Source organism: Streptomyces sp. a15 (genome assembly GCF_059026085.1).
The window spans coordinates 72,520-94,748 of the sequence record NZ_JBWLKM010000024.1; the positions used below are offsets into that span (position 1 = coordinate 72,520).

Genomic DNA, 22,229 nt, shown 5'->3' on the forward strand with positions numbered 1-22,229 from the left:
CTGCCTGATCCTCAACGCGGCTACCGCTACGGCTTCGGCCTCGGCAGGACCTCTCCGTAGATGTGCCACTTGCCGTGTGCCTCGTCGAAGAAGACACGCGTCACCCTGTAGTCGGAGCCCCGGGCCAGGAGCAGCTCACGTTCTCCGGGGTACTTGGAGAGGTGGTCGATCCAAAGGGCGGGGGTGTCCTTCGCCACACGCAAGTGCATCCACACGGGATTCTGGTCGAACGGGGGTGGCGGCGACTTGCCGAGTGCCGTGGAAGTGAACGCCTTGTCGTCGAAGGTCCCGCCGAGCATGTCGAGCGGTGAATCGATCGGGAGGCCGTCGACCTTGACGTGGTCGACCCCGGTGCCGCGGACGACCATGATGTCCTCGGGCACAGGGCGCATGTCCATGACCTTGTCCATCTCGTCGATGGTGTGCAGGAGCGAGGGGTCCACGTCGTTGCCGAAGCGCAGGTGTCCATTGATCAGGCGGTACTCATTACCGCTGTACGTCTTCAGCGCCTGCTGCGACTCGGCGGGCAGGTCGTCCAGGAAGTCGTTCCAGTACGCATTGCCGTACGCCAGCCCCGCCTCGTTGGTGACGCTGGGCGCGGGGTTCGTGCCACGCGCCAGTTCGGCCTCGGCCACCGCGTGCTTCTCGGCGTCGCTGAGGGCGTCGAAGGCCGCGTCCGACATCGTCGGCCTGTACTCGAACGCCTCCCCGGCCCCGCTCCCCGGCACATCCGCGCCCTGATGCCCCGGAGCGACCGGACCATCCGTGCCGTGGTGCGCCGCGGCGTCCCCGGCGTCCACATGGTCGCCGGTGTGCGCGGCATCGTCCGCGTGACCGACACCGTCGTCACCGTGTCCGGCACCGTGCGCGGCGTCGTCGGCGTGACCGGCGCCGGGAACGTCGTGACCCGTGCCGTGTGGGGTGGCGGGGACGTCGGGACCGCCGGGGTGCGGCGTGGTGGTCGGGACGTCGTGCGCGGGGGTCGCCGTGCCCTGGTGGTACCACGGGGTCGTGGCGCCGGGGTGGGCTACGCCGCCAGGAACGTCGTTACCGCCCGTGTGCGGCGTCGCGGTCGGCGTCTGGTCGTACGCGGACGGGTTCGGCCCGTAGTCGTAGCCGGACGGCGACGGCGCATGACCGTACGGCACCCCCGACGGGGTCTGGGCGTACGGGTTCGTCCCCGGCGTCTGGTCGTACGCGGACGGCGAAGGCGCGTGGTCGTACGGGGACCCCGAGGGGGCCTGTCCGTACGAACTCGGCGACGGCGCATGGTCGTACGACGTCGGCGACGGCGTCGTGTCGAAGGCGCCGCCCGGCGTGTGGCTCGCGGCGGTGGCCGGCGGCACGTTGTACTGCCCGGCGTTGTCGACCGTGTGCGCGGTCGCGTCCGCACCCGCGTGGCTCCCGGCGTACGACGGGGCGGGGGCACCCTGGACCGTCCAGTGGGCCGGCAGCGTGGGCGCCGTCCCATGAGGAACTGTCGGGGCGTTCGTCTCGTAGTGGACCGGCGTCGTGTCGATGGTGCCGTTCGGCGAGATGAGGTTGCCGTTCGGGTCCATGAGGCGACCGTCGGGCAGGCTGATGGCGCCGTCGGGGAGGGTGGGGATGTCGATGTTCCCGACGCCCTTCAGGCTCGTGGCGATGTCCCCGATCTTCGACAGACCGGCACCCGCGCCCTTGGCGATGTACGTCATCGGGTCGAGGACCCGGCCCGCCTTGCCTGCAACCGACAGGACCTTGGCGACCGCGCCCGCCTTGCCCGCAGCGGCCACGCCGGCGCCCGCACCACCCGTGAACACGGTGGTCACCACGTTGAAGGTGACCGCACCGGCCGCACGACCAGGGTTCCTGCCCCACTCGTCCCAGGCCACCAGCGCCTTGCCCGTCTCCTTCATCGCGGTGCGCGAATCACGGATCCAGGAGGGGAGTTTGTCATCCGGCAACGCCCAGAACAGCACCTGCGCGCCTGGCATCATGCTGAGCGTCAGACCGGTCGCCAGCTGGGCCAACCCCTTCCAGGCCTGGCCCATCGCGTCCCAGCCACCGAAGCCCACCAACATGCCGAGACCCTTGATCGTGCCCCAGATGCCGTCCACGATCAGGCCGTCCCACACGAACGACTTCACCCAGTGGCCGACCTCGTACCAGTGGTGCTTCTCCTCCACCGGGTCACCCCAGGGAAGCTTCGCGTTCTTCATGTCGTCCGCGGAGAAGCCGTACTGGTCCTTACGCTCCGAACCATCACCGGCGACCATCTGCGTGCCGCCCCACAACGCCGTGATCTTGTTGTGAGCGGTCCGCTCAGCAGCCCAGAACGCCGCCACCGTCGCGGTGATGTCGTCCCGGATCTGGTTGTGCTCCTCGACCTTGTCCCCGTCGTACTCCCACTCGTCGTCATCCTTGACGGACGAGACGAACGTGGTCGCGTCCGTCTTCAGCTGCTTCAGCTTGTCGACGAGGGAGCGGATCTCCGTCGCGTACGACGACAGGGCGGAGGACACCGTCTCGAGGTCGTCGGCGAATGTGTCCGCCCGGTCCTGGACCGGCTTCGTCGTCGCGAAGAGCTGTTCTGCCTCGGGGGCCGTGTAGTACGCCGACAGGCCCTGGAACTGGGAGTGCACGTCCCCGCCGGTCTTGCGGACGTTGCCAGCGTCCTTCTTCAGGTCCGCGTGGTCGATCTCCAGCTGGGCCAGGTCACCGGTGAACTGGGGAATCTGGTCCGGCTGGATCATGCCTTGCCCGCCCCCGGCATATCCAGCTTCGGCTCCGACAACGCAGCCCGCTGCGCCTCCGCCGCCATCTCCTGATCACCGTTGAGGTAGGCCGTGGTGGCGTCCACCGCACCCTGCAACGACTTCCCGGCCCGGGCGGCAACGTACTGAAGATCCTTCGACGCACGCTCCGCGAACTGCGACAACGCAAGGGCCACCAAGCCACCCGCCGCCTTCTCGCCACCCTCGCCGCCACCGCCACCCTCGGCGGAGATCGTGCCCGCGCTGGTCGCCGCCGACGTCAGATGCTCGCCGAACGCCTTCGCGTACTTCTCCAGATCCGACGCGGTCTCCCCCGTCGTCTTCAACACACTGGAAATGCCTTGCGGCTTCAGATCCCAGCCCGGCACAACAGCCCCCGTATCCCCGAAGTTCCCTCTGTCCTACAGACTCAGCCGATGTTGTCGACCGCGGCCTTCGCGCGCTGGGCCGTCGACTGCGCCGTGCTGTCGTTCTTCTCCAGCGTCGACTTCAGCAGCGCGATGATGCTCTTCACCTCGTTGGAGGCGTTGTTCCAACGCTGCTCCTTGCCGTGGTACTCGTCGGACACGCCGTCCGCCGTGAAGTCGGCCATCGCAGCCTTCACCTGGCTGTCACGGTTGCCGATCACCGTTTCGAGGCGACCGATCACCGCCTGGATGTTGGACTGGGCATCCGCCGACGCACCCGTGTCGTACGACCGACGATCCGCACCTGAAGGCGCCATCACACACCACTCCCCGAGAGTTGAAAGAAAGCCCACCAAGGGCCGACGAACTACAGAACGGCAGAACGAAGCCCGAGGGCTCAGCGGAAGCGCGCCGCATCGAAGTTCGCGGCACCCATCTGCTGCTTGGCGTTGTCACCCTGCTCCTGGTCACCGGAGCTGAACGCCGAGTCCATCCCCGACTGACCGCCGAGAATCGCCGCCAACGAGGCGTTGAGCTCCTTGGCGATCCCGTCCGCACGGTTCTTGAAGTCGTCGAACATCATGCGACCCGTACCGTTGAACTTGCCTTCCAGCGGCGCCGCCGCCTGCACCAACTGCCCGATCAGCGCGCCGAGGTCGTCGCTCGACCCCCGCGAATCACGCTGCAGCTGCGACAGCGTCTGCGCACCCATGTCGAACTTCATCACGCCACCCCCGTTGGGTCCTGACCACCACATCGTGTGCATTACATCTCTACCAACTCCCTGATTGCCCATGCAATCGAGAACCGGTGGTAGTTACAGAGGCAGCACAAACCCATACCCGAAGCATGGGTGCGTATGCGGACAAACACTCACTGGGTGGACGACGCGGCCGCCGCCGTCGGCCCCTCGCGGCAGATCAGCAGCAGCGCCCGGTCGTCATTGACGTCCTTCGCCACCGCCTCGATCAAGTGCCACGCCGCTCCGTGGAAGCCGCCGGCCACATAGCGATCGGCCTCGCCGGTGAGGCGGTCGATGCCCTCGACGATGTCGCGTTCGGACGTTTCCACCAGACCGTCCGTGAACAGCATCAACACGTCGCCCGGGCGCAGCGAGCCCTTCACGGGGTCGAACTGCGCACCGTCGTACACACCGAGCAGCGGGCCCTCCGCGGCCTTCTCCTCCCAGCGGCCGCTGCCCGCACTGAGCTGGAGCCCCGGCGGGTGGCCCGCGGAGTACAGCTCGTAGTCCCCCGAGTCCAGGTCCAGGACCAGGTGGATCGAGGTCGCGAAGCCCTCGTCCCAGTCCTGGCGGAGCAGGTAGCCGTTGGCGGCCGGCAGGAACGCGTGCGGGGGGAGCGAGCCGAGCAGGCCGCCGAAAGCGCCCGACAGCAGCAGTGCGCGCGATCCCGCGTCCATGCCCTTGCCCGACACGTCCGTCAGGACGACCTCCATCGTGCGGCCGCCGTTCGTGCGGGCCGCGACAACGAAGTCACCGGAGAACGACTGACCGCCCGCCGGGCGCAGCGCCATCTCCCGGTGCCAGCCCTGCGGCAGCTGCGGCAGCTTGCTCTGCACGCGGATGCGTTCGCGCAGGTCGAAGAGCATGGTGCCGCCGCGCCGCCAGGGCACGCCGACCCGGCTGCGGAACTGGGCGATGAGGAGCCCGAAGAACCCGCAGGCGGCGACCACCAGGACCACGCCAGGGGTGACCCTGGACGGTCCCTCCGTGTACGGGCCCAGCTGCACCGACTCCACGATCAGCGCGGTCGCCGCGGCCGCGTACAGGCCGAGCAGGCTCGCCGGGCGCAGCAGCAGGCCGCCCGCGACGATCGGCAGGACCAGCGCGGCCGGGGAGCACCACACCGAGTTGGCCAGTGTGGTGGCCGCGATCAGCGGGACGGTGATGAGCAGGCCGACCATCGCGACCCAGTCCGAGCCGTCGCCGCGGAAGTAGTCGACGGCGCTTCTGCGCATGCCGACGCGGGCCCGGTGCCACTGCATCTTCCACCGGGCCGTGAACGTCTCGGCTTCCGCGCGCCGCTCTCGTCCTGCTGCCATTAGTTCGGGACCCTATCCATCGGACCAGGCGCTTGGCACGGGAGGTCCCACTTGTCCCCCGTCCGAGGCTCAACTTCACAGTGAACTTCACAGAAAGCCATCGTGGCGCCATCAAGGCGAAATTCCCTGGCCCGTCCCGCAATGCCCTGGTAGGCATGGTTCATGGGGACTGACGTGCGGGTACTGCAGCGGGACGACTGGGACCAGTGGTACGACAACCTGATCCGCGCCTTCGGCGGGGTTCCGGAGTCGTCCGAGGAGCGGGAGCTGTGGAACTCGCTCACCGAGACCGACCGTTCCATCGGGGCCTGGGACGGTGACGTGTGCGTGGGCACGGCGGGGGCGTTCAGCTTCCGGCTGACCGTGCCGGGCGGCGCAGCGGTGCCGGCCGCCGGCGTGACCATGGTCAGCGTGGCCGCCACGCACCGGCGGCGCGGGGTGTTGCGCTCCATGATGCGGCGGCAGCTGGACGACGTACGGGAATGGGGCTGGCCGCTCGCCGTGCTGACGGCCTCGGAGCCCCCGATCTACGGGCGGTTCGGGTACGCCGCGGCGACGCACTGCGTGAACGTCGAGGTCGACACGACGCGCGTACGGCTGTCCGTGCCGCCCGGCACCGATGACGTACGCCTGCGGTACGCCGCGCCGGCCGACGTCCTCGACGCCTGCGAGGCGGTGTACGCGCGCAAGGTGCCCGGCCGGCCGGGGATGTTGGCGCGGTTGCCCGGGTGGGAGCGGCTCGGGGTGCTCGACCCGGAGAGCGAGCGGGGCGGGGCGTCGCCGCTGCAGTGCGTGGTGGCCGAGCGGGGCGGCGAGGTCGTGGGGTACGCGCGCTTCCGGATCAAGCCGGAGTGGGACGCCGCCGGGCCCAAGAGCGTGGTGGTCCTGCGCGACACGGAGGCGCTGGACGCGGCGGCGCATGCCGCGCTGTGGCGGTTCCTGTTCGAGATCGACCTGACGTCGACGCTGAGCGCGCCGGGACGGCCGTCGGACGAGCCGTGGCTGTCCATGGTGTCCGACATCCGGCGGTGCGGGTTGCGGGTGCGGGACTCCTTGTACGTCCGGCTGGTGGATGTCGGCGCCGCACTGGAGGCGCGGACCTATCAGGCGCCGGTGGACGTGGTGTTCGAGGTCGAGGACGACTTCTGCCCCTGGAACGCGGGGCGTTGGCGGCTCGCCGGGGACGCGAAGGGCGCGTCGTGCGCTCGTACGACGGATGCGGCTGATCTCGCCCTGTCGGTACGGGAGTTGGGGGCGGCGTACCTCGGCGGTGTGAGCCTGGTGTCGCTGGGCGCGGCCGGTCGGGTGCGGGAGCTGCGGCAGGGGGCGCTGGCGGAGGCGGCCGTGGGGTTCGGGTCGACGGTCGCGCCCTGGCTGCCCCACGGGTTCTAGGCCGGTTCCGGACCTGCCTCAGGGCTTCTGGCAGGTCGGGCACCAGAAGAGGTTGCGGGCGGCGAGATCGGCGGTGCGGATCTCGCCGCCACAGATGTGGCAGGGCAGGTTGGCCCTGCGGTACACGTAAACCTCGCCGCCGTGGTCGTCGACGCGCGGCGGGCGGCCCATCGCCTCCGGGGTGTGTTGGGGGCGGACGGTGTCGATGCGGTTGTTGCGGACGCCCTCGCGCATGAGGTCGACGAGGTCGTGCCAGATCGCGTCCCACTCGGCGGGCGTGATGCTCTGGCCGGTGCGGTACGGGTCGACGCGGTGCCGGAAGAGGACCTCGGCGCGGTAGACGTTGCCGACGCCGGCGACGACCTTCTGGTCCATCAGCAGGGCGGCGATCGTCGTACGGCTGCGGGAGATCCGTCGGTACGCGGTGTCCGGGTCGGCGTCCTCGCGGAGGGGGTCGGGGCCGAGGCGGTCGTGTATCGCGTCCTTCTCGGTGTCCGTGATCAGGGCGCAGGTCGTGGGGCCGCGGAGATCGACGTACGACGTGCTGTTCGCGAGCCGGAGACGGACGGTGTCCGTGGGCGGGGGTGCGGGGGCCGGGCCGAAGGTGACCTTGCCGAAGAGGCCCAGGTGGATGTGGATCCACTCACTGTCGCGGAAGCCTAGGAAGAGGTGCTTGCCGTGGGCCTCGGTGGCGGTGAGTTCCGTGCCGGTGAGGAGGGCGGCGGAGTCGGTGAACTTGCCCTGGGGGCTGGTCACCTGCGGTGCGGTGTTTTTGAAGGCCGCGGCGTAGTCCTGTGCCAGCCGGTGGATCGTGTGCCCTTCCGGCACGGTGCTGTTTCCTTTCCGCGACCCCTGGGGCTCCGCCCCAGACCCCGCCAAGGGGCTCCGCCCCCTGGACCCCCTTACCTATGCCCACCCACCGCCCGTCTCGGTGGGTCAAGAAGAACCGCAGTGACTACTGCTGCGGGTGGTGCGCCGGGATCGGCGGCAGGTCGCCCGTCGTCTCGTAGTCGGCCAGCATCTCGATGCGGCGGATGTGACGCTCGTCACCGGAGAACGGCGTGTTCAGGAAGGTCTCGACGAACTTGGTCGCCTCCTCCTGGGTGTGCATGCGCGCGCCCACCGCGACGACGTTCGCGTTGTTGTGCTGGCGGCCGAGGGACGCCGTCTCCTCGCTCCAGGCGAGGGCCGAGCGCACGCCCTTCACCTTGTTCGCGGCGATCTGCTCGCCGTTGCCGGAGCCGCCGATCACGACGCCGAGGGCGTCGGGGTCCGCGACCGTCCGCTCGGCGGCGCGGAGGCAGAACGGCGGGTAGTCGTCCTGGGCGTCGTAGATGTGGGGACCGCAGTCGACCGGGTCGTGGCCCGCTGCCCTGAGCCACTCGACGAGGTGGTTCTTGAGTTCGAAGCCGGCATGGTCGGAGCCGAGATACACGCGCATGGGACGAGTGTGACACGGGTGTTTCAGGGCAGCAGCCCGGGGGGTCAATCCAGAAAACTGTGGGCAACACTGCAGAACCTCAGGAAAACCTCAAGTAACGATCTGGAATCAAAGGTTCACCTATCTCTTTGCCTCCGATTCACTGGACCGACCCGTATACCGCTCCTACGGGTTCCCGTATCCACCCCGTACGGGAAACAGCTCACCCGGCGCAAAGGAACCCCCTCCTATGACCTCGCAGCCGACCCTTCCCAAGGCCGGACAGGACCCCGGAGCCTCGGGCCGACCCGGCGAACCCGGCAACGGCCTCCAGGCGGGACTCAAGAACCGTCATCTCTCGATGATCGCCATCGGCGGTGTCATCGGGGCCGGACTGTTCGTCGGGTCCAGCTCCGGTATCGCCACCGCGGGCCCCGGCATCCTCCTGTCGTACGCGCTCGTCGGCACGCTCGTGGTGCTGGTGATGCGGATGCTCGGCGAGATGTCCGCCGCCAACCCGACCTCGGGTTCGTTCTCCGCGCACGCCGACCGGGCGCTCGGGCCATGGGCCGGGTTCTCCATCGGCTGGCTGTACTGGTTCTTCTGGGTCGTCGTCCTCGCGGTGGAGGCCACCGCCGGTGCCAAGATCCTCGAAGGGTGGATTCCCGCCGTACCGCAGTGGGGGTGGGCCCTCATCGTGATGGTGGTCCTCACCGCCACCAACCTCGTCTCCGTCGGCTCCTACGGCGAGTTCGAGTTCTGGTTCGCCGGGATCAAGGTCGTGGCGATCGGTGCCTTCATCGTCGTCGGCGGCCTCGCCGTCTTCGGCGTGCTGCCCGGCGCCGACAGCGACCAGGCCGGGCTCGGCAACCTCACCGACCACGGCGGCTTCCTGCCCAACGGGCCCGGCGCGATCCTCACCGGTGTGCTGCTCGTCGTCTTCTCCTTCATGGGCAGCGAGATCGCGACCCTCGCGGCCGGCGAGTCCGAGGACCCGCAGCGGGCCGTGACGAAGTCGACCAACAGCATCATCTGGCGTATCGGCGTCTTCTACCTCGGCTCGATCTTCGTCGTCGTCACGCTGCTGCCCTGGGACGCCCAGTCCATCCAGGACGACGGTTCCTACGTCGCCGCCCTCGACTCCCTGGGCATCGCGCACGCCGGTCAGATCATGAACTTCATCGTGCTGACCTCGGTGCTGTCCTGTCTCAACTCCGGGCTCTACACGGCCTCCCGCATGGCCTTCTCGCTCGGCCAGCGCGGTGACGCGCCGAAGGCGTTCGCGCGGACGACGAGCCGTGGCGTCCCGCTCGCGGCGATCGTGGCGTCCGTCGTGTTCGGGTTCGTGGCCGTGTTCTTCAACTACAAGTTCCCGGACTCCGTCTTCCTCTTCCTGGTCAACTCCAGTGGTGCGGTCGCCCTGTTCGTGTGGCTGGTGATCTGTTTCTCGCAGCTGCGGATGCGGAAGATCATCCAGGCCGAGGCGCCGGAGAAGCTGGTCGTGAAGATGTGGCTGTACCCGTACCTGACCTGGGCGACGGCCGCGCTGATCGTCTTCGTCCTCGGCTACATGCTGACCGACACCGAACACGACGGCCGCGACACCGTGCTGCTGTCGCTGCTCGTCGCTGCGGGCGTGATCGTCATCGCCTTCGTGAAGGAGAAGGTCAAGGGCGGGCGCGCGGTCACGAAGGTCTGATCGCCACGCACGCCGGAGGGGGCGTACGGCACGTGCCGTACGCCCCCTCCGGCGTCCCTCTCACAGCACCGTGAAGCTGTCCCTCACCTTGTGGTACGTCTCGAGGGCCTGCGCCTCGATGTCCGGCTGGTACCAGGTGTTGATCTGGTACGACTTTCCGTTCTCGTTGAAGCCCAGCAGCTGGGCGTGCCAGGGGACGCCCTCCAGGGTGAAGGTGTACTCCCAGACGACCGCGGGGTTGCCGCGGAACGTCGTCTCCTCCAGGCGGATCTTCTGGTAGTCCCTGCCCTTGCGGGCGTTCTGTTCGGATGTCCGCCAGCTCTCCATCAGGTCGCCGCGGGCGAGGGAGGACTTGGCGGCCAGTTCCTGCTTGCCGTCCGGGGACGTGTAGTGCACCTCGGCGCCCGTCTTGATGTCCCGCCGCCAGCCGGCCGGCGTCGCCCACGCGAACCCGCCCGCCTCCCGGCGCACACCCGGCGGCAGGCTCTGCGGCCTCGACGTGCCCTCGACGGTGGGCGCCGGGCTGTCGCTCGGGGTGGCGGACCGGGCCTGTGACGGGGCCTGTGAAGAGGAGGCCGACGGGGACCCTCCCGCCCGGTTGTCGTCCGGCGAGCCGCTCGTCGCCGCCAGGACGATCGCGACGACCGCACCGGCGGCGACCACGCCCACGGCGGCGACCAGGCCCGTACGACGTCCCGCGCGCCGCCTGCGCCGGGGGTCCGCCGGGACGGCGGGGCCGGGGAGTTCGCCCGGCGGCATGGGGAGCGGGGCGGGGGTGGCGGGTGCGGGGCGGCGTTCTGTCTGCGCCTGGGCGCGGAGGAGTGAGACGCCGGTGACGGTGGGGGCGGCCCCTCCGGCTGCTGCGGTGCCCACGGAGTTGCCGGACGGGGTCCGGGAGCGGGTCTCCGAACGAAGCTCGGACGCGGCTTCGGTGGAGGCGCTGGCCGGTTGGGGAGCGGGGACAGGGGTGAAATCCGGTGTGGATTCGGGAGTGGATTCGGGTGTGGGCACCGGTCCCGACCGCGATACGGGTGTGGCCTCCGGCATCGGTGCCGGTGTCCTGGGGTCGCGCAGCGTGCGCAGATGCCGGGTGTTCACGAACGGCGGCGTGGGCGACTCCTCGGCTGCCGAGGGGAGGAGTGGCGTCGCGTCCTGGATGTCGGGCACCTCCGGTTCGGCCGCCGGCTCGGGTACTGGTTCGAGTTCTGGTTCCGGCTCCTCGTCCCGGCCCAGGACCGGCCGATCCTCAACCGGCCGCTCCTCGGCCAACTCTTCTTCCGGAGGTGCCGGAGCTTCCGGAGCCGCCGGGGGCGCCGGAGCCGCCGGAACCGCGCCCTCCCGAGAAACGCCCCCCGCCTCTCCCCCGCCCACCGGCACGGTCGGCATCGTCGGCGGCGCCGGATACGCAAGCGGCCGTAGGGACGCCTCCAGCTCCTCCAGCCCCGGCCGTACCGTCGGCTCCTTCTCCAGCAGGGCCGCCAGGATGTCCCGCAACGGGCCTTCCGCGGCAGGGAGTTCGGGCTCCTCGTACAGGACGGCGTGCAGCGTCGCCAGTGTCGTGTCGCGGGAGAAGGGGGAGCGGCCGCCCATGGCCGCGCACAGGGTCGCGCCGAGGGACCACACGTCGGACGGCGGTCCCTGCGGGCGGCCGGAGACCCGCTCGGGGGCCATGTAGTCGGGCGAGCCGACCAGCATGCCGACCATGGTGAGCGCCTTGGCGTCCTGGATGGCGGCGATGCCGAAGTCCGTGAGCACGATGCGCCCTGCGCGGTTCTCCACCAGGACGTTGCCGGGTTTGATGTCCCGGTGCAGGACACCTCGGTCGTGCACCTGGCGCAGCGCCTCCACCAGGCCGAGTCCGAGCCGTGCAGTCTCGCGGGGGCCGAGCGGGCCGTCCTCGGCCATGATGCGTTCGAGGGAGCGGCCGGCGACCAACTCCATGACGATCCACAGGCGTTCGCCCTCGTCGACGACGTCATACACGCGAACGACGTTGGGGTGGTCGATCCTCGCGGTGGCCCGGGCCTCGCGCAGGGTCCGTTCTCGGCGGGTGCGGGCGTCCTCGGCGTCGAGACCGTCTATACGCATCTCCTTGACGGCGACCTGCCGGTCGAGTATTTCGTCGGCGGCTCGCCACACCCGCCCCATTCCCCCCTGGCCGATACTTTCGACCAGGCGATAGCGTCCTGTCACCAGAAGCCCTGGAACTCCACCGCTCCTCGTATTCCCCGTATTCCCCGCATTCCCCGGCAATCCGCTGCACCCCCCTCACATGCCTTCGGACGTTCCCGACCGGAACACAATGGTCACACTTCGCGCCGTACCAGCATAGTGCGGAGAAATCTTGTGGTACCTCTTCAAGTACTGCGAATTCAGGCGCAGCCAAGGGGGACGAACATGAGTTCTCGTCGTGCGACGACCATCGCGGGATCGCTGGTCACGGCATCTTTCTCGGCCGTGTTGATCCTTTCCGGAACCGCCGGTGCGGATGACCAGGGACCCGGGAGCAGCAAGGGGGGAAAGGCCGTTGACGAGGCGCCGGCGGGCGTGAAGCTGACGACACTGCTGCCCGAGAAGATCTCGGTCGACAACAGCTCGCAGGAAACGGACATCACCGCCACGGTGAAGAACGAGGGGACCAAGGACAGCGGGAAGATCAGGCTTTGGGTCGTCGGTTTCGACGGGCTCACGGTCAAAAACGTTCAAGGCTGCTCTCCGATTGACGAAAAAGACCTTCCGGAGGGCTCGAACAGCGGTTTCACCTGCCCCATCGACAATCTCGCGACCGGTAAGTCGGAGTCGTACGCCGTCGACGCGACATTCGATCTCGGAAAGACCGGAAAGATCTGTCTGCCGGTGCAGACCGGCGACGGGAAGAAGACGTTCTGGCAGCAGGGCCCGGTTCCGTTCGGGACGACGAACCCGTCGCCGAACGCCCCGGCCACCCCGCTGCTGCTCGGCACCGACAACAAGCCGGTCGGGCCGGGCGGCGACGAGCTGCCGAACACCGGTTTCGAGCGTGACGTCCTGCCGCTGGGGGCGGCGGGCACGGCGCTGCTGGCCGTCGGCGCGGCCGGGCTGTGGTGGTCGCAGCGGCGGCCGAAGCAACAGGAGAACTGATCCCGCAGGTTCTCGGATTCTCGGTGACGAGGCATAACCTGACGGCACCTGTCAGGTTATGCCTCCACCATCAGCCGTATGAATCACCTGACCGACACGACAGACCTGCACGCTCTGCCCGTCCTCCGCCCCGGCGACCCCGGCTACGACGCCGAACTCGCCGGTTTCCAGACCGGGTTCGTGCAACGCCCCGCCCTCGTGGTCGCCGCCCGCTCCCCCGGTGACGTGGTCGCCGCCGTGCGGTACGCGGCCGACCGGAAGCTGCCGGTCGGCGTCCAGGCCACCGGGCACGGCCTGCCGGGCGCCTCGGAGGGTGGCGTCCTCGTCACGACCGTGCGCATGGACGCGGTTCGTATCGATCCCGAAGCGCGCACCGCCCGCCTCCAGGCCGGCGTCCGTTGGGGCCGGGTCGTCGAGGCCGCCGAGCCGTACGGACTCGCGCCGCTCAACGGGTCCGCGCCGTCCGTCGGTGCTGTCTCCTACACCCTGGGCGGCGGACTGGGGATCCTAGCCCGCGAGTTCGGCTACGCGGCCGACCATGTGCGCGCGCTGGACGTCGTCACCGGCGACGGCGAGCCGCGGCACGTGACCCGCGCGTCCGACCCCGACCTGTACTGGGCGCTGCTCGGCGGCGGAGCCGCCCTCGGCATCGGCATCGTCACGGAGCTGGAGATCGGCCTCGTTCCCGTCCGCACGCTCTACGGCGGCTCGCTCGCCTTCGACGGCCGCGAGGTCGGTCCGGCGGTCGTGCTGCGGGCGTACGAGGAGTGGACGCGGACCGTGCCCGACGGAGTGACCTCGTCCTTCGCCGCCGTACCGTATCCGGACCTGCCGGCGTTGCCGCCGCACCTGCGCGGGCGGTACGTCGTGTCCGTACGGGTCGCCCACACCGGCGCCGACGGCGATCAAGACGGCGATCAACTCGTCGCCCCGCTGCGGAAGATCGGGCCGGTGCTCGCCGACTCGCTGCGCGAGATGCCGTACGCCGAGAGCCACACCATCCACAGCGACCCGGACTTCCCGCACGCCTACTACGGGGACAGCGCGGTGCTGAGCAGGCTCGACGTCGACGGGGCCGCCGAGCTGCTCGCGCGCACCGGGCCGGACGCGGGCGCCATGTGCGTCGTCCAGGTCAATCACCTGGGCGGGGCACTCGCGCGGCCGGCGCCGAACTCGGTGCCGTATCGGGAAGGGCGTTTTCTGGTGCGGTTGTTGGCCATGGGCGAGCGGGAGGCGGCCCGCCGGATCCTGGACCCCGCCTTCGCGCTGCTCGCGCCCGTCACGCTCGGGCGGGCGGCCAACTTCGCGTTCGGGGCGGGCGACCGGGCCGAGGGGCTGTACGACGCGGAGACGCGGAAGAGGCTCGCCGCAGTGAAGTCGCAGTACGACCCGGCGAACCTCTTCCGGAACAGCTACCGGGTCAGCGCTTGACGAGCTTCCAGGCGGAGGGCAGCAGGCCCATCGCCAGGGCCGCCTTCACGGCGTCGCCGATCAGGAACGGGGTGAGGCCGGCCGCGATCGCGGCGGACGCCGACAGGCCGGCCGCGTAGGCGAGGTACGGGACGCCGACGGCGTAGATGATCGCCTCGCCCACCAGCATCGTGCCCGCCATGCGGAGCATCGAGCGGTCGGCGCCGCGGCGGGCCAGGGCGCCCACGGCGGCGGACGCGAGCAGCATGCCGAGGATGTAGCCGAAGGAGACGGAGACTCCGGAGGTGCCGTTCGCGAACCACGGCACACCGGCGAGACCGGCCAGCGCGTAGACGACGAGCGCGGAGAGGCCGCGGCTCGCGCCGAGCGTCGTGCCGACGAGCAGCGCGGCGAAGGTCTGGCCGGTCACCGGCACCGGGGAGCCCGGCACGGGCACCGCGATCTGGGCGGCGAGGCCGGTGAGCGCGGCGCCGCCGACCACGAGGGCCACGTCCCGGACACGGGAGGCGGGGAGCAGGTCGGCGAGGACCTGCCCCGGGCGAGCGGGGGCGACGGCAGCGGTGCTCATGGGGACTCCGCGGGGTGAAGGGCACGGGGGACATGGCGACGCTATCCCAGCGCCCTCGCGCCGATCACCGTCAGCGCTCGACAAAGGGTGGAGCGCGGGCTTGGTGGGCTCCGGACAAAGGGTGGGAGTTACACGGTGTTCGGGGTGATGCTGGTCACTGAGTTGAATCCTTCCCCTCGTGAACGAGGGGGATTCCTGGCTCAGGCCGCCTTCTGGAGCAGCGCTCCAGAAGGTCTTACGCCCTCGACACCAGCCGGGTTGAGACCAGCCCGGACGAGCATCACGCGGGCGGAGTTCTTGTCTCTCGGCGAGACGGCTCCGCACGCGGTGCAGGTGTAGGTACGTTCCGACAGCGGCAGTGCGTGCTTGGCTCTCGCTCCGCAGTGCGCGCAGTCCATGGTGGTGTGTGCAGGGTGCACGAGCCGGACATCCCGCCCGTGCTTACGGCTCATCTCGGTCAGAGCCTTCTTGGTGGCGCCGATCGCGGCGTCGGCCGCCTTGCGGGCCATCGAGGACTTGGCAAGGAACTTCGGGCGGAAATCCTCTACCGCGATCGTGTCATGGTCGGTCACGACCTTCTTGGCCCACTTGCGGCCGGTGTCCTCACGTTGCCGGGCGGCCTTCTTGTACGCCTTCGCGCGCAGCTTCTTGGCCTCGCGGTAGCCCTTCGAGCCGGGCTGCCCCCTGGCGGGTTTGCGTCGGGCCATCATCCGGTCGTACCGCGACAGCTTCGCCTGGGCTTTCCTGCCGTGCTCGGCGTGCGGGAGGTCGTGGGCATCCGAGGTGGTGGTGGCGGTCTCCTTCACGCCCCAGTCGACACCGATCACCTCGCCCGTCCCGGGCAACGGCTGGATTTCGGCCGGGACGACGAACGAGGCGTACCAGTGGCCGACGCTGTCCCGGTACACCCGCACCGAGGAGGGATCGGCGGGCAGGTCCCGCGACCACACGACCGTCAGCACGATGGTGCCCGCCAGGTGCAGGAGGCCGTCCTTGATCCGGAAACCGCGCTTGGTGTAGTTCAGGCTCGGGTCGGCCTCACGCTTCCTCTTCCACCTGGGCATCCCGGCCCGCTGCCGCTGGGGCAGACGATCCCGAATGTCCTTCTGTGCCTTCGCACGGGACTTGCCGAAGTCGCGGATGATCTGCTGCTGCGGAACCGACGAGCCCTCTCGCAGCCACGGAGTACGGGCGCGGGCCTCGGTCAGCATCTTGTCGAGCTGCGCAGGACCGCACGTCCGCTTGCCCTCACCCTCGGGCCGCTGCTGGTTCCAGGCGTGCCCGGCCCTGGACTTGGCGACACACTCGTTCCACACCCACCGGCACCGGTCCCACTCAGCGAGCAACGCGGCGCGGGCGATCGACGACACGCGCAGCCGGTACGTGTACCGGGCCTGCCCGCCCTCCCCTGCCTCCTTCACCACCGGCACGACATCACCCCCTCCCTCGCCCAGCCCACTCGTCCCGGCTTCCATGACGAGACCATACGTGCGACACCCGCACACCAGTACCCTCATCGCGCCACCGTCACCACAACCAGCGAACACGAGCACACGCGTTCGCTTCCCCGGGCTCCCTCGGTGGTATTACGGGCGCTCCGCGTCCCAGGAGGGCGAGCGCGCCACCGCGGAAGCAGACGACTAACGGCGATTCGTCTATTTCTGCCCCGCTCCGCGGGGAGCCGGATTCCTCCCCGGCCTGAAGGCCGGGGCATCCTCCGGTTACCAGGTGATCGAGGGGGACGCGTCGCACTACACCTCCGTGGCTGCGTAACCGCCCCTCCGTCGACAGAAGGCCCTCACGTACGACACGTGGGGGCCTTCTTCTTGCCAGCCCTTCTTGTTGATAGCGTGCAGTTGCAAGCTATTTGCAATAAGAGGTTCGGAGGGGACCCCGTCATGCCCGTGTACACGCTGCCTGAACTGCCCTACGACTACTCCGCGCTCGCCCCCGTGATCAGCCCCGAGATCATCGAGCTGCACCACGACAAGCACCACGCGGCCTATGTGAAGGGCGCGAACGACACGCTGGAGCAGCTCGCGGAGGCGCGGGACAAGGAGTCGTGGGGCTCGGTCAACGGCCTGGAGAAGAACCTGGCCTTTCATCTGTCCGGGCACATCCTGCACAGCATCTACTGGCAGAACATGACGGGCGAGGGCGGCGGCGAGCCCCTCGCGGTGGACGGTGTGGGCGAGCTGGCGGACGCGATCACCGAGTCCTTCGGCTCCTTCGCGGGCTTCAAGGCCCAGCTGACCAAGGCGTCAGCGACGACCCAGGGCTCCGGCTGGGGCGTCCTCGCCTACGAACCCCTCAGCGGCCGCCTCGTCGTCGAGCAGGTCTACGACCACCAGGGCAACGTCGGCCAGGGTTCGGTGCCGATCCTCGTCTTCGACGCCTGGGAGCACGCCTTCTACCTCCAGTACAGGAACCAGAAGGTCGACTTCATCGAGGCGATGTGGCAGGTCGTCAACTGGCAGGACGTCGCCCGGCGTTACGAGGCCGCGAAGTCCCGCCCGGACGTGCTGCTGCTGGCGCCCTGACGCCTCTGTAGAGCGTCCTGCCTCGTGATCGTCTTCTCACCCTTCACCTGGCAGGCGGAAAGAGGGGAAGCCCCCGCGAGGACGTGACTCGCGGGGGCTTCCTCAGCTCGACGGCGGATGCTGCTCAGGGCTTGCGGGCCAGGCCGCCGTGCTGGCCGATCGGGTCGGGGACGGTTCCCTCGGGGCGCCACAGGGGCACCGACACGACACCCGGGTCCACCAGTTCCAGGCCCTCGAAGAAGGCGGCGATCCGGTCGACCGGGCGCAGGAAGTAGGGGACCGCACCGGTCTCGTTGTAGGCGTCCTGGGCCTGCTCGTAGTCGGGGTCGGTGCCGCGGGAGCCGTCGTTGACGCAGAGGTAGCTGCCGGAGGGGAGGCCCGCAAGGAGTCGGCGGACGATGTCACGGGCCAAGTCGTAGTCGGCGACGTGGCCGAGGATGCCGCTGAGGATCAGCGCGGTGGGCCGGGTGGGGTCGAGGGTCTTCGCGGCGGCCCGCAGGATCTGCTCCGGCTCGAAGAGACTGATGTCCTCGTACGCCGTCGCGCCCTGAGGCGTGGACGTGAGCAGGGCGCGGGCGTGGGCGAGGACCAACGGGTCGTTGTCGACGTAGACGATCTTCGACTCGGGGGCGAGGCGCTGGGCGACCTCGTGGGTGTTGTCGACGGTGGGCAGGCCGGTGCCGACGTCGAGGAACTGGCGTACGCCCGCTTCCTGCACCAGGTACCGGATGCTGCGGCCGAGAAAGGCGCGGCTGCTGCGGGCGATGGTCACGATGCCGGGGAAGACAGCGGTGTACGCGTCGCCGGCCAACTCGTCGACGGGGTAGTTGTCCTTGCCGCCGAGCCAGTAATTCCAGATCCGGGCCGAATGCGGCACCGACGTGTCGATCTCCGTCATGTGCCCATGGTGCTACGGCGCCTTCGGGTTCGCACGGCTAATCGAGTGAGAGAAGTGCGCCAAAACCGTCGGACTTCGCGGGCCCCCGTGAACACGCGGCTCACGGGGGCAGCGGAATGCGAGGTTTCGCGCGATCGTGGCGGAATGCCCAAGGAGAAGATGCTCGCCTGCCACACCTGCGGGACCTACCAGCCGCACCGGCAGCCGAAGGACGACCGGGAGCGGCAGGTCATCCGCACGCTGAGACAGCTGAAGCCCCACACGTACGTCGAGGACTACTGGATCTGCGTCAGCGACGAACGGGACTGCCGCAACATCCGCCACCGGTGGAACGTCAAACCGCTCGACCCTCCGGAGAAGATGCCCGAGCCGGAGTGAGCCCCGGCGGGGAGGCCGCTCACAGGTTGCTGAAGTCCGGGCCCTTGGTCCGGGTGCGCTTGATCTCGTAGAAACCGGGGATCGAGGCCACGGCGAGCGTGCCGTCCCACAGCCTGGCGGCCTCCTCGCCCTTGGGTGCCGGGGTGACGACCGGGCCGAAGAAGGCGATCTGCTCGCCGTCGGGGCCGGGGACGGCGATGACCGGGGTACCGACCTCCTGGCCGACCTTGTCGATGCCCTCCTTGTGGGAGGCGCGCAGCTCGGCTTCGAACTCGAAGTCCTTCTGGTCGGCGTACTCGATCAGGTCGGCGGGCAGGCCCGCGTCCGCCAGGGCCGCCGCGATCGCCTCTTCGGTGGGGCCCTCGCCCTGGTTGTGGAAGCGGGTGCCGAGGGCGGTGTAGAGCGGGCCGAGGACATCGGCGCCGTGCTTCTGCCAGGCGGCGGTCGCCACCCGCACCGGCTTCCACGCCTTGGTCGCGAGCATCTCCCGGTATTCCTCGGGCAGTTCGTCGATCCTGTCCTCGTTCAGCACCGCGAGGCTCATGATGTGCCAGTGCACCTCGATGTCGCGGACCTTCTCCACTTCCAGGACCCACCGGGAGGTCATCCACGCCCAGGGGCACAGCGGGTCGAACCAGAAGTCGACGGGGGTCTTGCCGGAGGCGGTCGCGGTCTCGGACATGGGTCTCCTCACAATGCGGGTCTTTCCGAGCTGCAACAGTGACCGGTCCCCGCCCATTCCCAGCTGCCGGGCGCCGGGGGCCCATGGCAGGATCAGCCTGTCCGCATACTGAACACCAGCCCAGGGAGTACCGCCCGTGCCCGGTGAGAACCTGTCCCGCGACGAGGCCCGGGAGCGGGCCGCCCTCCTGTCCGTGGACGGCTACGACGTGTCCCTCGACGTCCGCTCCGCCGTCGGCGACGACACTGCGGACGGACCGAAGACCTTCCGCTCGGTCACCACGATCCGCTTCCGCTGCGCCGAGCCCGGCGCGTCGAGCTTCGCGGACCTGATCGCGCCGAGTGTGACCGCCGTCTCCCTCAACGACCGGGACCTCGACCCGGGCGAGGTCTTCGACGGCTGCCGGATCGCCCTCGACGACCTGGCCGCCGAGAACGAGCTGGTCGTCGACGCGCAGTGCGCGTACTCCCGTACCGGCGAGGGACTGCACCGCTTCGTCGACCCGGAGGACGGCGAGGTCTACCTCTACACCCAGTACGAGCCGGCCGACTCCCGCCGCGTCTTCGCGAACTTCGAGCAGCCCGACCTCAAGGCCCCGTTCCGCTTCGAGGTACGGGCGCCCGAGGGGTGGACGGTGTGGAGCAACGGTGCCGGTGAACCGGACGACGGACTCTGGCGGTTCGCGGAGACCAAGCCGATCTCGACGTACATCACGTGTGTGGTGGCGGGCCCGTACCACTACGTCACGGACTCCTACTCCCGCGTCCTGGCCGACGGCACGACGCTGGACATCCCCCTCGGCGCCATGTGCCGCAAGGGCCTGGCCCCCCACTTCGACTCCGACGACGTCTTCCTCGTCACCAAGCAGGGCCTGGACTTCTTCCACGACCACTTCGACTACCCGTACCCCTTCGGGAAGTACGACCAGGCGTTCGTCCCCGAGTACAACCTCGGCGCGATGGAGAACCCGGGCCTGGTGACCTTCCGCGAGGAGTTCATCTTCCGGGGCAAGGTCACGCAGGCGTCCTACGAGGGCCGGGCCAACGTGATCCTGCACGAGATGGCGCACATGTGGTTCGGCGACCTGGTCACCATGGAGTGGTGGGACGACCTGTGGCTCAAGGAGTCCTTCGCCGACTTCATGGGCGCCTTCGCCCTGGTCGGCGCGACCCGCTTCAAGGACGGCTGGATCACCTTCGCCAACCGCCGCAAGGCCTGGGCCTACCGCGCCGACCAGCTCCCCTCCACCCACCCCATCACCGCCGACATCCGCGACCTCCAGGACGCGAAGCTGAACTTCGACGGCATCACGTACGCCAAGGGGGCTTCCGTACTGAAGCAACTGGTGGCGTACGTCGGCCAGGACGCGTTCCTGGAGGGCGCGCGGCGCTACTTCAAGCGGAACGCCTACGGCAACACGCGCCTCGGTGACCTGCTGTCCGTGCTGGAGGAGACCAGCGGGCGGGACATGGCCACCTGGTCGCGGGCCTGGCTGCAGACGGCCGGCGTCAACTCGCTGACCCCGCAGGTGCTGTTGGCGGCGGACGGCCGGGTCGACGAGCTGGCGGTCGTGCAGGAGGCGGCCGAGTCCCATCCCGAACTGCGGCCGCACCGGGTGGCGGTGGGCCTGTACCGGCGTTCCCCGGACGGCTCTCTGGCCCGGTACGCCCGTGCCGACGTGGACGTGGACGGCCCGCGTACGGTCGTGGCGGAGCTGGCCGGTGCGGAGGCACCCGAGCTGGTGCTGGTCAACGACGACGACCTGACGTACTGCAAGATCCGCTTCGACGAGACGTCACTGGAGACGCTGCGGGGCGGGCTGGGTGACCTCACCGACCCGCTGGCCCGGGCCCTGTGCTGGTCCGCGCTGTGGAACATGACCCGGGACGCGCTGCTGCCGGCGCGGGACTTCGTGGACCTGGTGCTGCGGTTCGCGGGGCGCGAGTCCGGCATCGGTGTCCTGCAGATGCTGCACGCGTGGGCCAACTCGGCGCTGGTCAACTACGTGGCGCCCGAGTGGCGGCCGGTCGGTGAGCGCCTGCTGGCCGAGGGTGCGCTGCGGGAGCTGCGGTCCGCCGAGCCGGGCAGCGAGCGCCAGCTGGCGTGGGCGCGGTTCCTCGCGACCGTGGCGTCCGGTGCGGAGGAGCTGGGGTTGCTGCGCGGCCTGCTGGACGGCACGGCGAAGATCGACGGGCTGGACGTGGACCAGGAGCTGCGCTGGGCGTTCCTCCAGCCGCTGACGGCCCACGGGGTCGCGGACGAGGGGATGCTGGCCGCCGAACTGGCCCGCGACAACACCGCGTCCGGCAAGCGCCACCAGGTCCGCTGCCTCGCCGCTCGCCCGTCGGCGGCGGTCAAGGCGCAGGCGTGGGCGCAGCTCGTGGAGTCCGACGCGCTGTCCAATGCCCTCGTCGAGGCCACCCTCGCGGGCTTCGCCCAGCCCTCCCAGCGGGAGCTGCTCGCGCCGTACGCCGAGAAGTACTTCGCGGCGATCGAGCGGGTGTGGCGGGAGCGGTCGATCCAGATCGCGATGCACGTGGTCGAGGGCCTGTTCCCGTCCCTCCAGCACTCGCGGGCGACGCTGGACGCGACGGACGCGTGGCTGGCGGCCCACGAGGACGCGGCCCCGGCGCTGCGGAGGCTGGTGCTGGAGGCGCGGGACGACCTGGCGCGGGGGCTGCGGGGACAGGCGTGCGACGCGGGTGCGGCCGGCTGACGATCTTTGGCCTGTGATGGGGCGGTCCGTGACCGTTACAGAATTCAGGCAAGAGGAGCCGTAACCCCTGGTCCCACCCGAACGGGCCAGGGGTTTTCCGTACCTACTCGGCATCCGAACAACTGTCCTTTAGTTCTGCCTTGTTGGGATTTGTCGACGAGCGT

The 22,229-nt window shown here is 69.6% G+C and carries 19 protein-coding genes; 7 read left to right on the top strand and 12 right to left on the bottom strand.

The window, feature by feature from the left end; all coding sequences use genetic code 11:
- Window positions 1-26: 26 nt before the first annotated feature.
- The 5 genes from AC5P09_RS24510 to AC5P09_RS24530 form a co-directional block, all read right to left on the bottom strand.
- Complete coding sequence (locus AC5P09_RS24510) at window positions 27-2,732, bottom strand: ADP-ribosyltransferase (protein WP_493875937.1); 2,706 nt, start codon at window positions 2,730-2,732, stop codon at window positions 27-29.
- Window positions 2,729-3,121 (bottom strand): DUF6507 family protein, encoded by a 393-nt coding sequence (locus AC5P09_RS24515; protein WP_329340572.1) that lies wholly within the window; start codon window positions 3,119-3,121, stop codon window positions 2,729-2,731. The genes AC5P09_RS24510 and AC5P09_RS24515 overlap by 4 nt, the downstream gene beginning before the upstream one ends.
- 41 nt (window positions 3,122-3,162) lie before the next feature.
- Complete coding sequence (locus AC5P09_RS24520; protein ID WP_266439520.1) at window positions 3,163-3,477, bottom strand: pore-forming ESAT-6 family protein; 315 nt, start codon at window positions 3,475-3,477, stop codon at window positions 3,163-3,165.
- Window positions 3,478-3,557: 80 nt separating this feature from the next.
- Window positions 3,558-3,884 (bottom strand): hypothetical protein, encoded by a 327-nt coding sequence (locus tag AC5P09_RS24525; RefSeq protein ID WP_493875938.1) that lies wholly within the window; start codon window positions 3,882-3,884, stop codon window positions 3,558-3,560.
- A gap of 149 nt (window positions 3,885-4,033) precedes the next feature.
- The gene (locus tag AC5P09_RS24530; protein ID WP_307674872.1) at window positions 4,034-5,221 is read right to left on the bottom strand and encodes a PP2C family protein-serine/threonine phosphatase; all 1,188 of its coding nucleotides are present in this window, start codon (window positions 5,219-5,221) and stop codon (window positions 4,034-4,036) included.
- 162 nt (window positions 5,222-5,383) lie between these two features.
- On the opposite strand from AC5P09_RS24530, the gene AC5P09_RS24535 reads away from it, so the two are divergent.
- Window positions 5,384-6,613, top strand: coding sequence for a GNAT family N-acetyltransferase (locus AC5P09_RS24535; RefSeq protein WP_493875939.1), 1,230 nt, complete (start codon window positions 5,384-5,386; stop codon window positions 6,611-6,613).
- An 18-nt stretch (window positions 6,614-6,631) separates the two neighbouring features.
- On the opposite strand, the gene AC5P09_RS24540 is transcribed toward AC5P09_RS24535, so the two are convergent.
- Together AC5P09_RS24540 and AC5P09_RS24545 are read right to left on the bottom strand one after the other, a co-directional pair.
- A complete protein-coding gene (locus tag AC5P09_RS24540) occupies window positions 6,632-7,441 on the bottom strand; it encodes an Fpg/Nei family DNA glycosylase (protein WP_493875940.1) in 810 nt (269 codons plus the stop codon).
- A gap of 127 nt (window positions 7,442-7,568) precedes the next feature.
- On the bottom strand, window positions 7,569-8,054 hold the full coding sequence (locus AC5P09_RS24545) for a ribose-5-phosphate isomerase (protein ID WP_493875941.1): 486 nt from the start codon (window positions 8,052-8,054) through the stop codon (window positions 7,569-7,571).
- A gap of 229 nt (window positions 8,055-8,283) precedes the next feature.
- On the opposite strand from AC5P09_RS24545, the gene AC5P09_RS24550 reads away from it, so the two are divergent.
- Window positions 8,284-9,732, top strand: coding sequence for an amino acid permease (locus tag AC5P09_RS24550; protein ID WP_493875942.1), 1,449 nt, complete (start codon window positions 8,284-8,286; stop codon window positions 9,730-9,732).
- 60 nt (window positions 9,733-9,792) lie between these two features.
- On the opposite strand, the gene AC5P09_RS24555 is transcribed toward AC5P09_RS24550, so the two are convergent.
- Window positions 9,793-11,985, bottom strand: a complete 2,193-nt coding sequence (locus tag AC5P09_RS24555; protein ID WP_493875943.1) for a serine/threonine-protein kinase — start codon at window positions 11,983-11,985, stop codon at window positions 9,793-9,795.
- A gap of 144 nt (window positions 11,986-12,129) precedes the next feature.
- Between AC5P09_RS24555 and AC5P09_RS24560 the strand changes: the two genes are divergently transcribed.
- The gene (locus AC5P09_RS24560; protein ID WP_493875944.1) at window positions 12,130-12,852 is read left to right on the top strand and encodes an LPXTG cell wall anchor domain-containing protein; all 723 of its coding nucleotides are present in this window, start codon (window positions 12,130-12,132) and stop codon (window positions 12,850-12,852) included.
- A gap of 78 nt (window positions 12,853-12,930) precedes the next feature.
- Window positions 12,931-14,283 carry an FAD-binding oxidoreductase gene (locus tag AC5P09_RS24565; RefSeq protein WP_493875945.1) on the top strand — a complete coding sequence of 451 codons (1,353 nt, stop codon included), beginning with the start codon at window positions 12,931-12,933 and terminating at the stop codon, window positions 14,281-14,283.
- On the opposite strand, the gene AC5P09_RS24570 is transcribed toward AC5P09_RS24565, so the two are convergent.
- Both AC5P09_RS24570 and AC5P09_RS24575 read right to left on the bottom strand, forming a co-directional pair.
- Complete coding sequence (locus tag AC5P09_RS24570) at window positions 14,273-14,851, bottom strand: biotin transporter BioY (protein ID WP_266439502.1); 579 nt, start codon at window positions 14,849-14,851, stop codon at window positions 14,273-14,275. The genes AC5P09_RS24565 and AC5P09_RS24570 overlap by 11 nt on opposite strands.
- 200 nt (window positions 14,852-15,051) lie before the next feature.
- Complete coding sequence (locus AC5P09_RS24575) at window positions 15,052-16,326, bottom strand: RNA-guided endonuclease InsQ/TnpB family protein (RefSeq protein ID WP_493875946.1); 1,275 nt, start codon at window positions 16,324-16,326, stop codon at window positions 15,052-15,054.
- A gap of 423 nt (window positions 16,327-16,749) precedes the next feature.
- On the opposite strand from AC5P09_RS24575, the gene AC5P09_RS24580 reads away from it, so the two are divergent.
- The gene (locus AC5P09_RS24580) at window positions 16,750-17,391 is read left to right on the top strand and encodes a superoxide dismutase (protein WP_266439494.1); all 642 of its coding nucleotides are present in this window, start codon (window positions 16,750-16,752) and stop codon (window positions 17,389-17,391) included.
- A 124-nt stretch (window positions 17,392-17,515) separates the two neighbouring features.
- Here AC5P09_RS24580 and AC5P09_RS24585 read toward each other — a convergent pair whose 3' ends face one another.
- Window positions 17,516-18,289: an SAM-dependent methyltransferase gene (locus AC5P09_RS24585; RefSeq protein ID WP_493875947.1), complete on the bottom strand. Its 774-nt coding sequence runs from the start codon at window positions 18,287-18,289 to the stop codon at window positions 17,516-17,518.
- 144 nt (window positions 18,290-18,433) lie between these two features.
- Between AC5P09_RS24585 and AC5P09_RS24590 the strand changes: the two genes are divergently transcribed.
- Window positions 18,434-18,667, top strand: coding sequence for a hypothetical protein (locus tag AC5P09_RS24590; protein ID WP_493875948.1), 234 nt, complete (start codon window positions 18,434-18,436; stop codon window positions 18,665-18,667).
- A 19-nt stretch (window positions 18,668-18,686) separates the two neighbouring features.
- Here the strand turns inward: AC5P09_RS24590 and AC5P09_RS24595 are convergent, their stop codons facing one another.
- The gene (locus AC5P09_RS24595; RefSeq protein ID WP_493875949.1) at window positions 18,687-19,349 is read right to left on the bottom strand and encodes a mycothiol-dependent nitroreductase Rv2466c family protein; all 663 of its coding nucleotides are present in this window, start codon (window positions 19,347-19,349) and stop codon (window positions 18,687-18,689) included.
- A gap of 136 nt (window positions 19,350-19,485) precedes the next feature.
- On the opposite strand from AC5P09_RS24595, the gene pepN reads away from it, so the two are divergent.
- Window positions 19,486-22,065, top strand: a complete 2,580-nt coding sequence (gene pepN / locus AC5P09_RS24600; RefSeq protein ID WP_493875950.1) for an aminopeptidase N — start codon at window positions 19,486-19,488, stop codon at window positions 22,063-22,065.
- Window positions 22,066-22,229 lie beyond the last annotated feature (164 nt).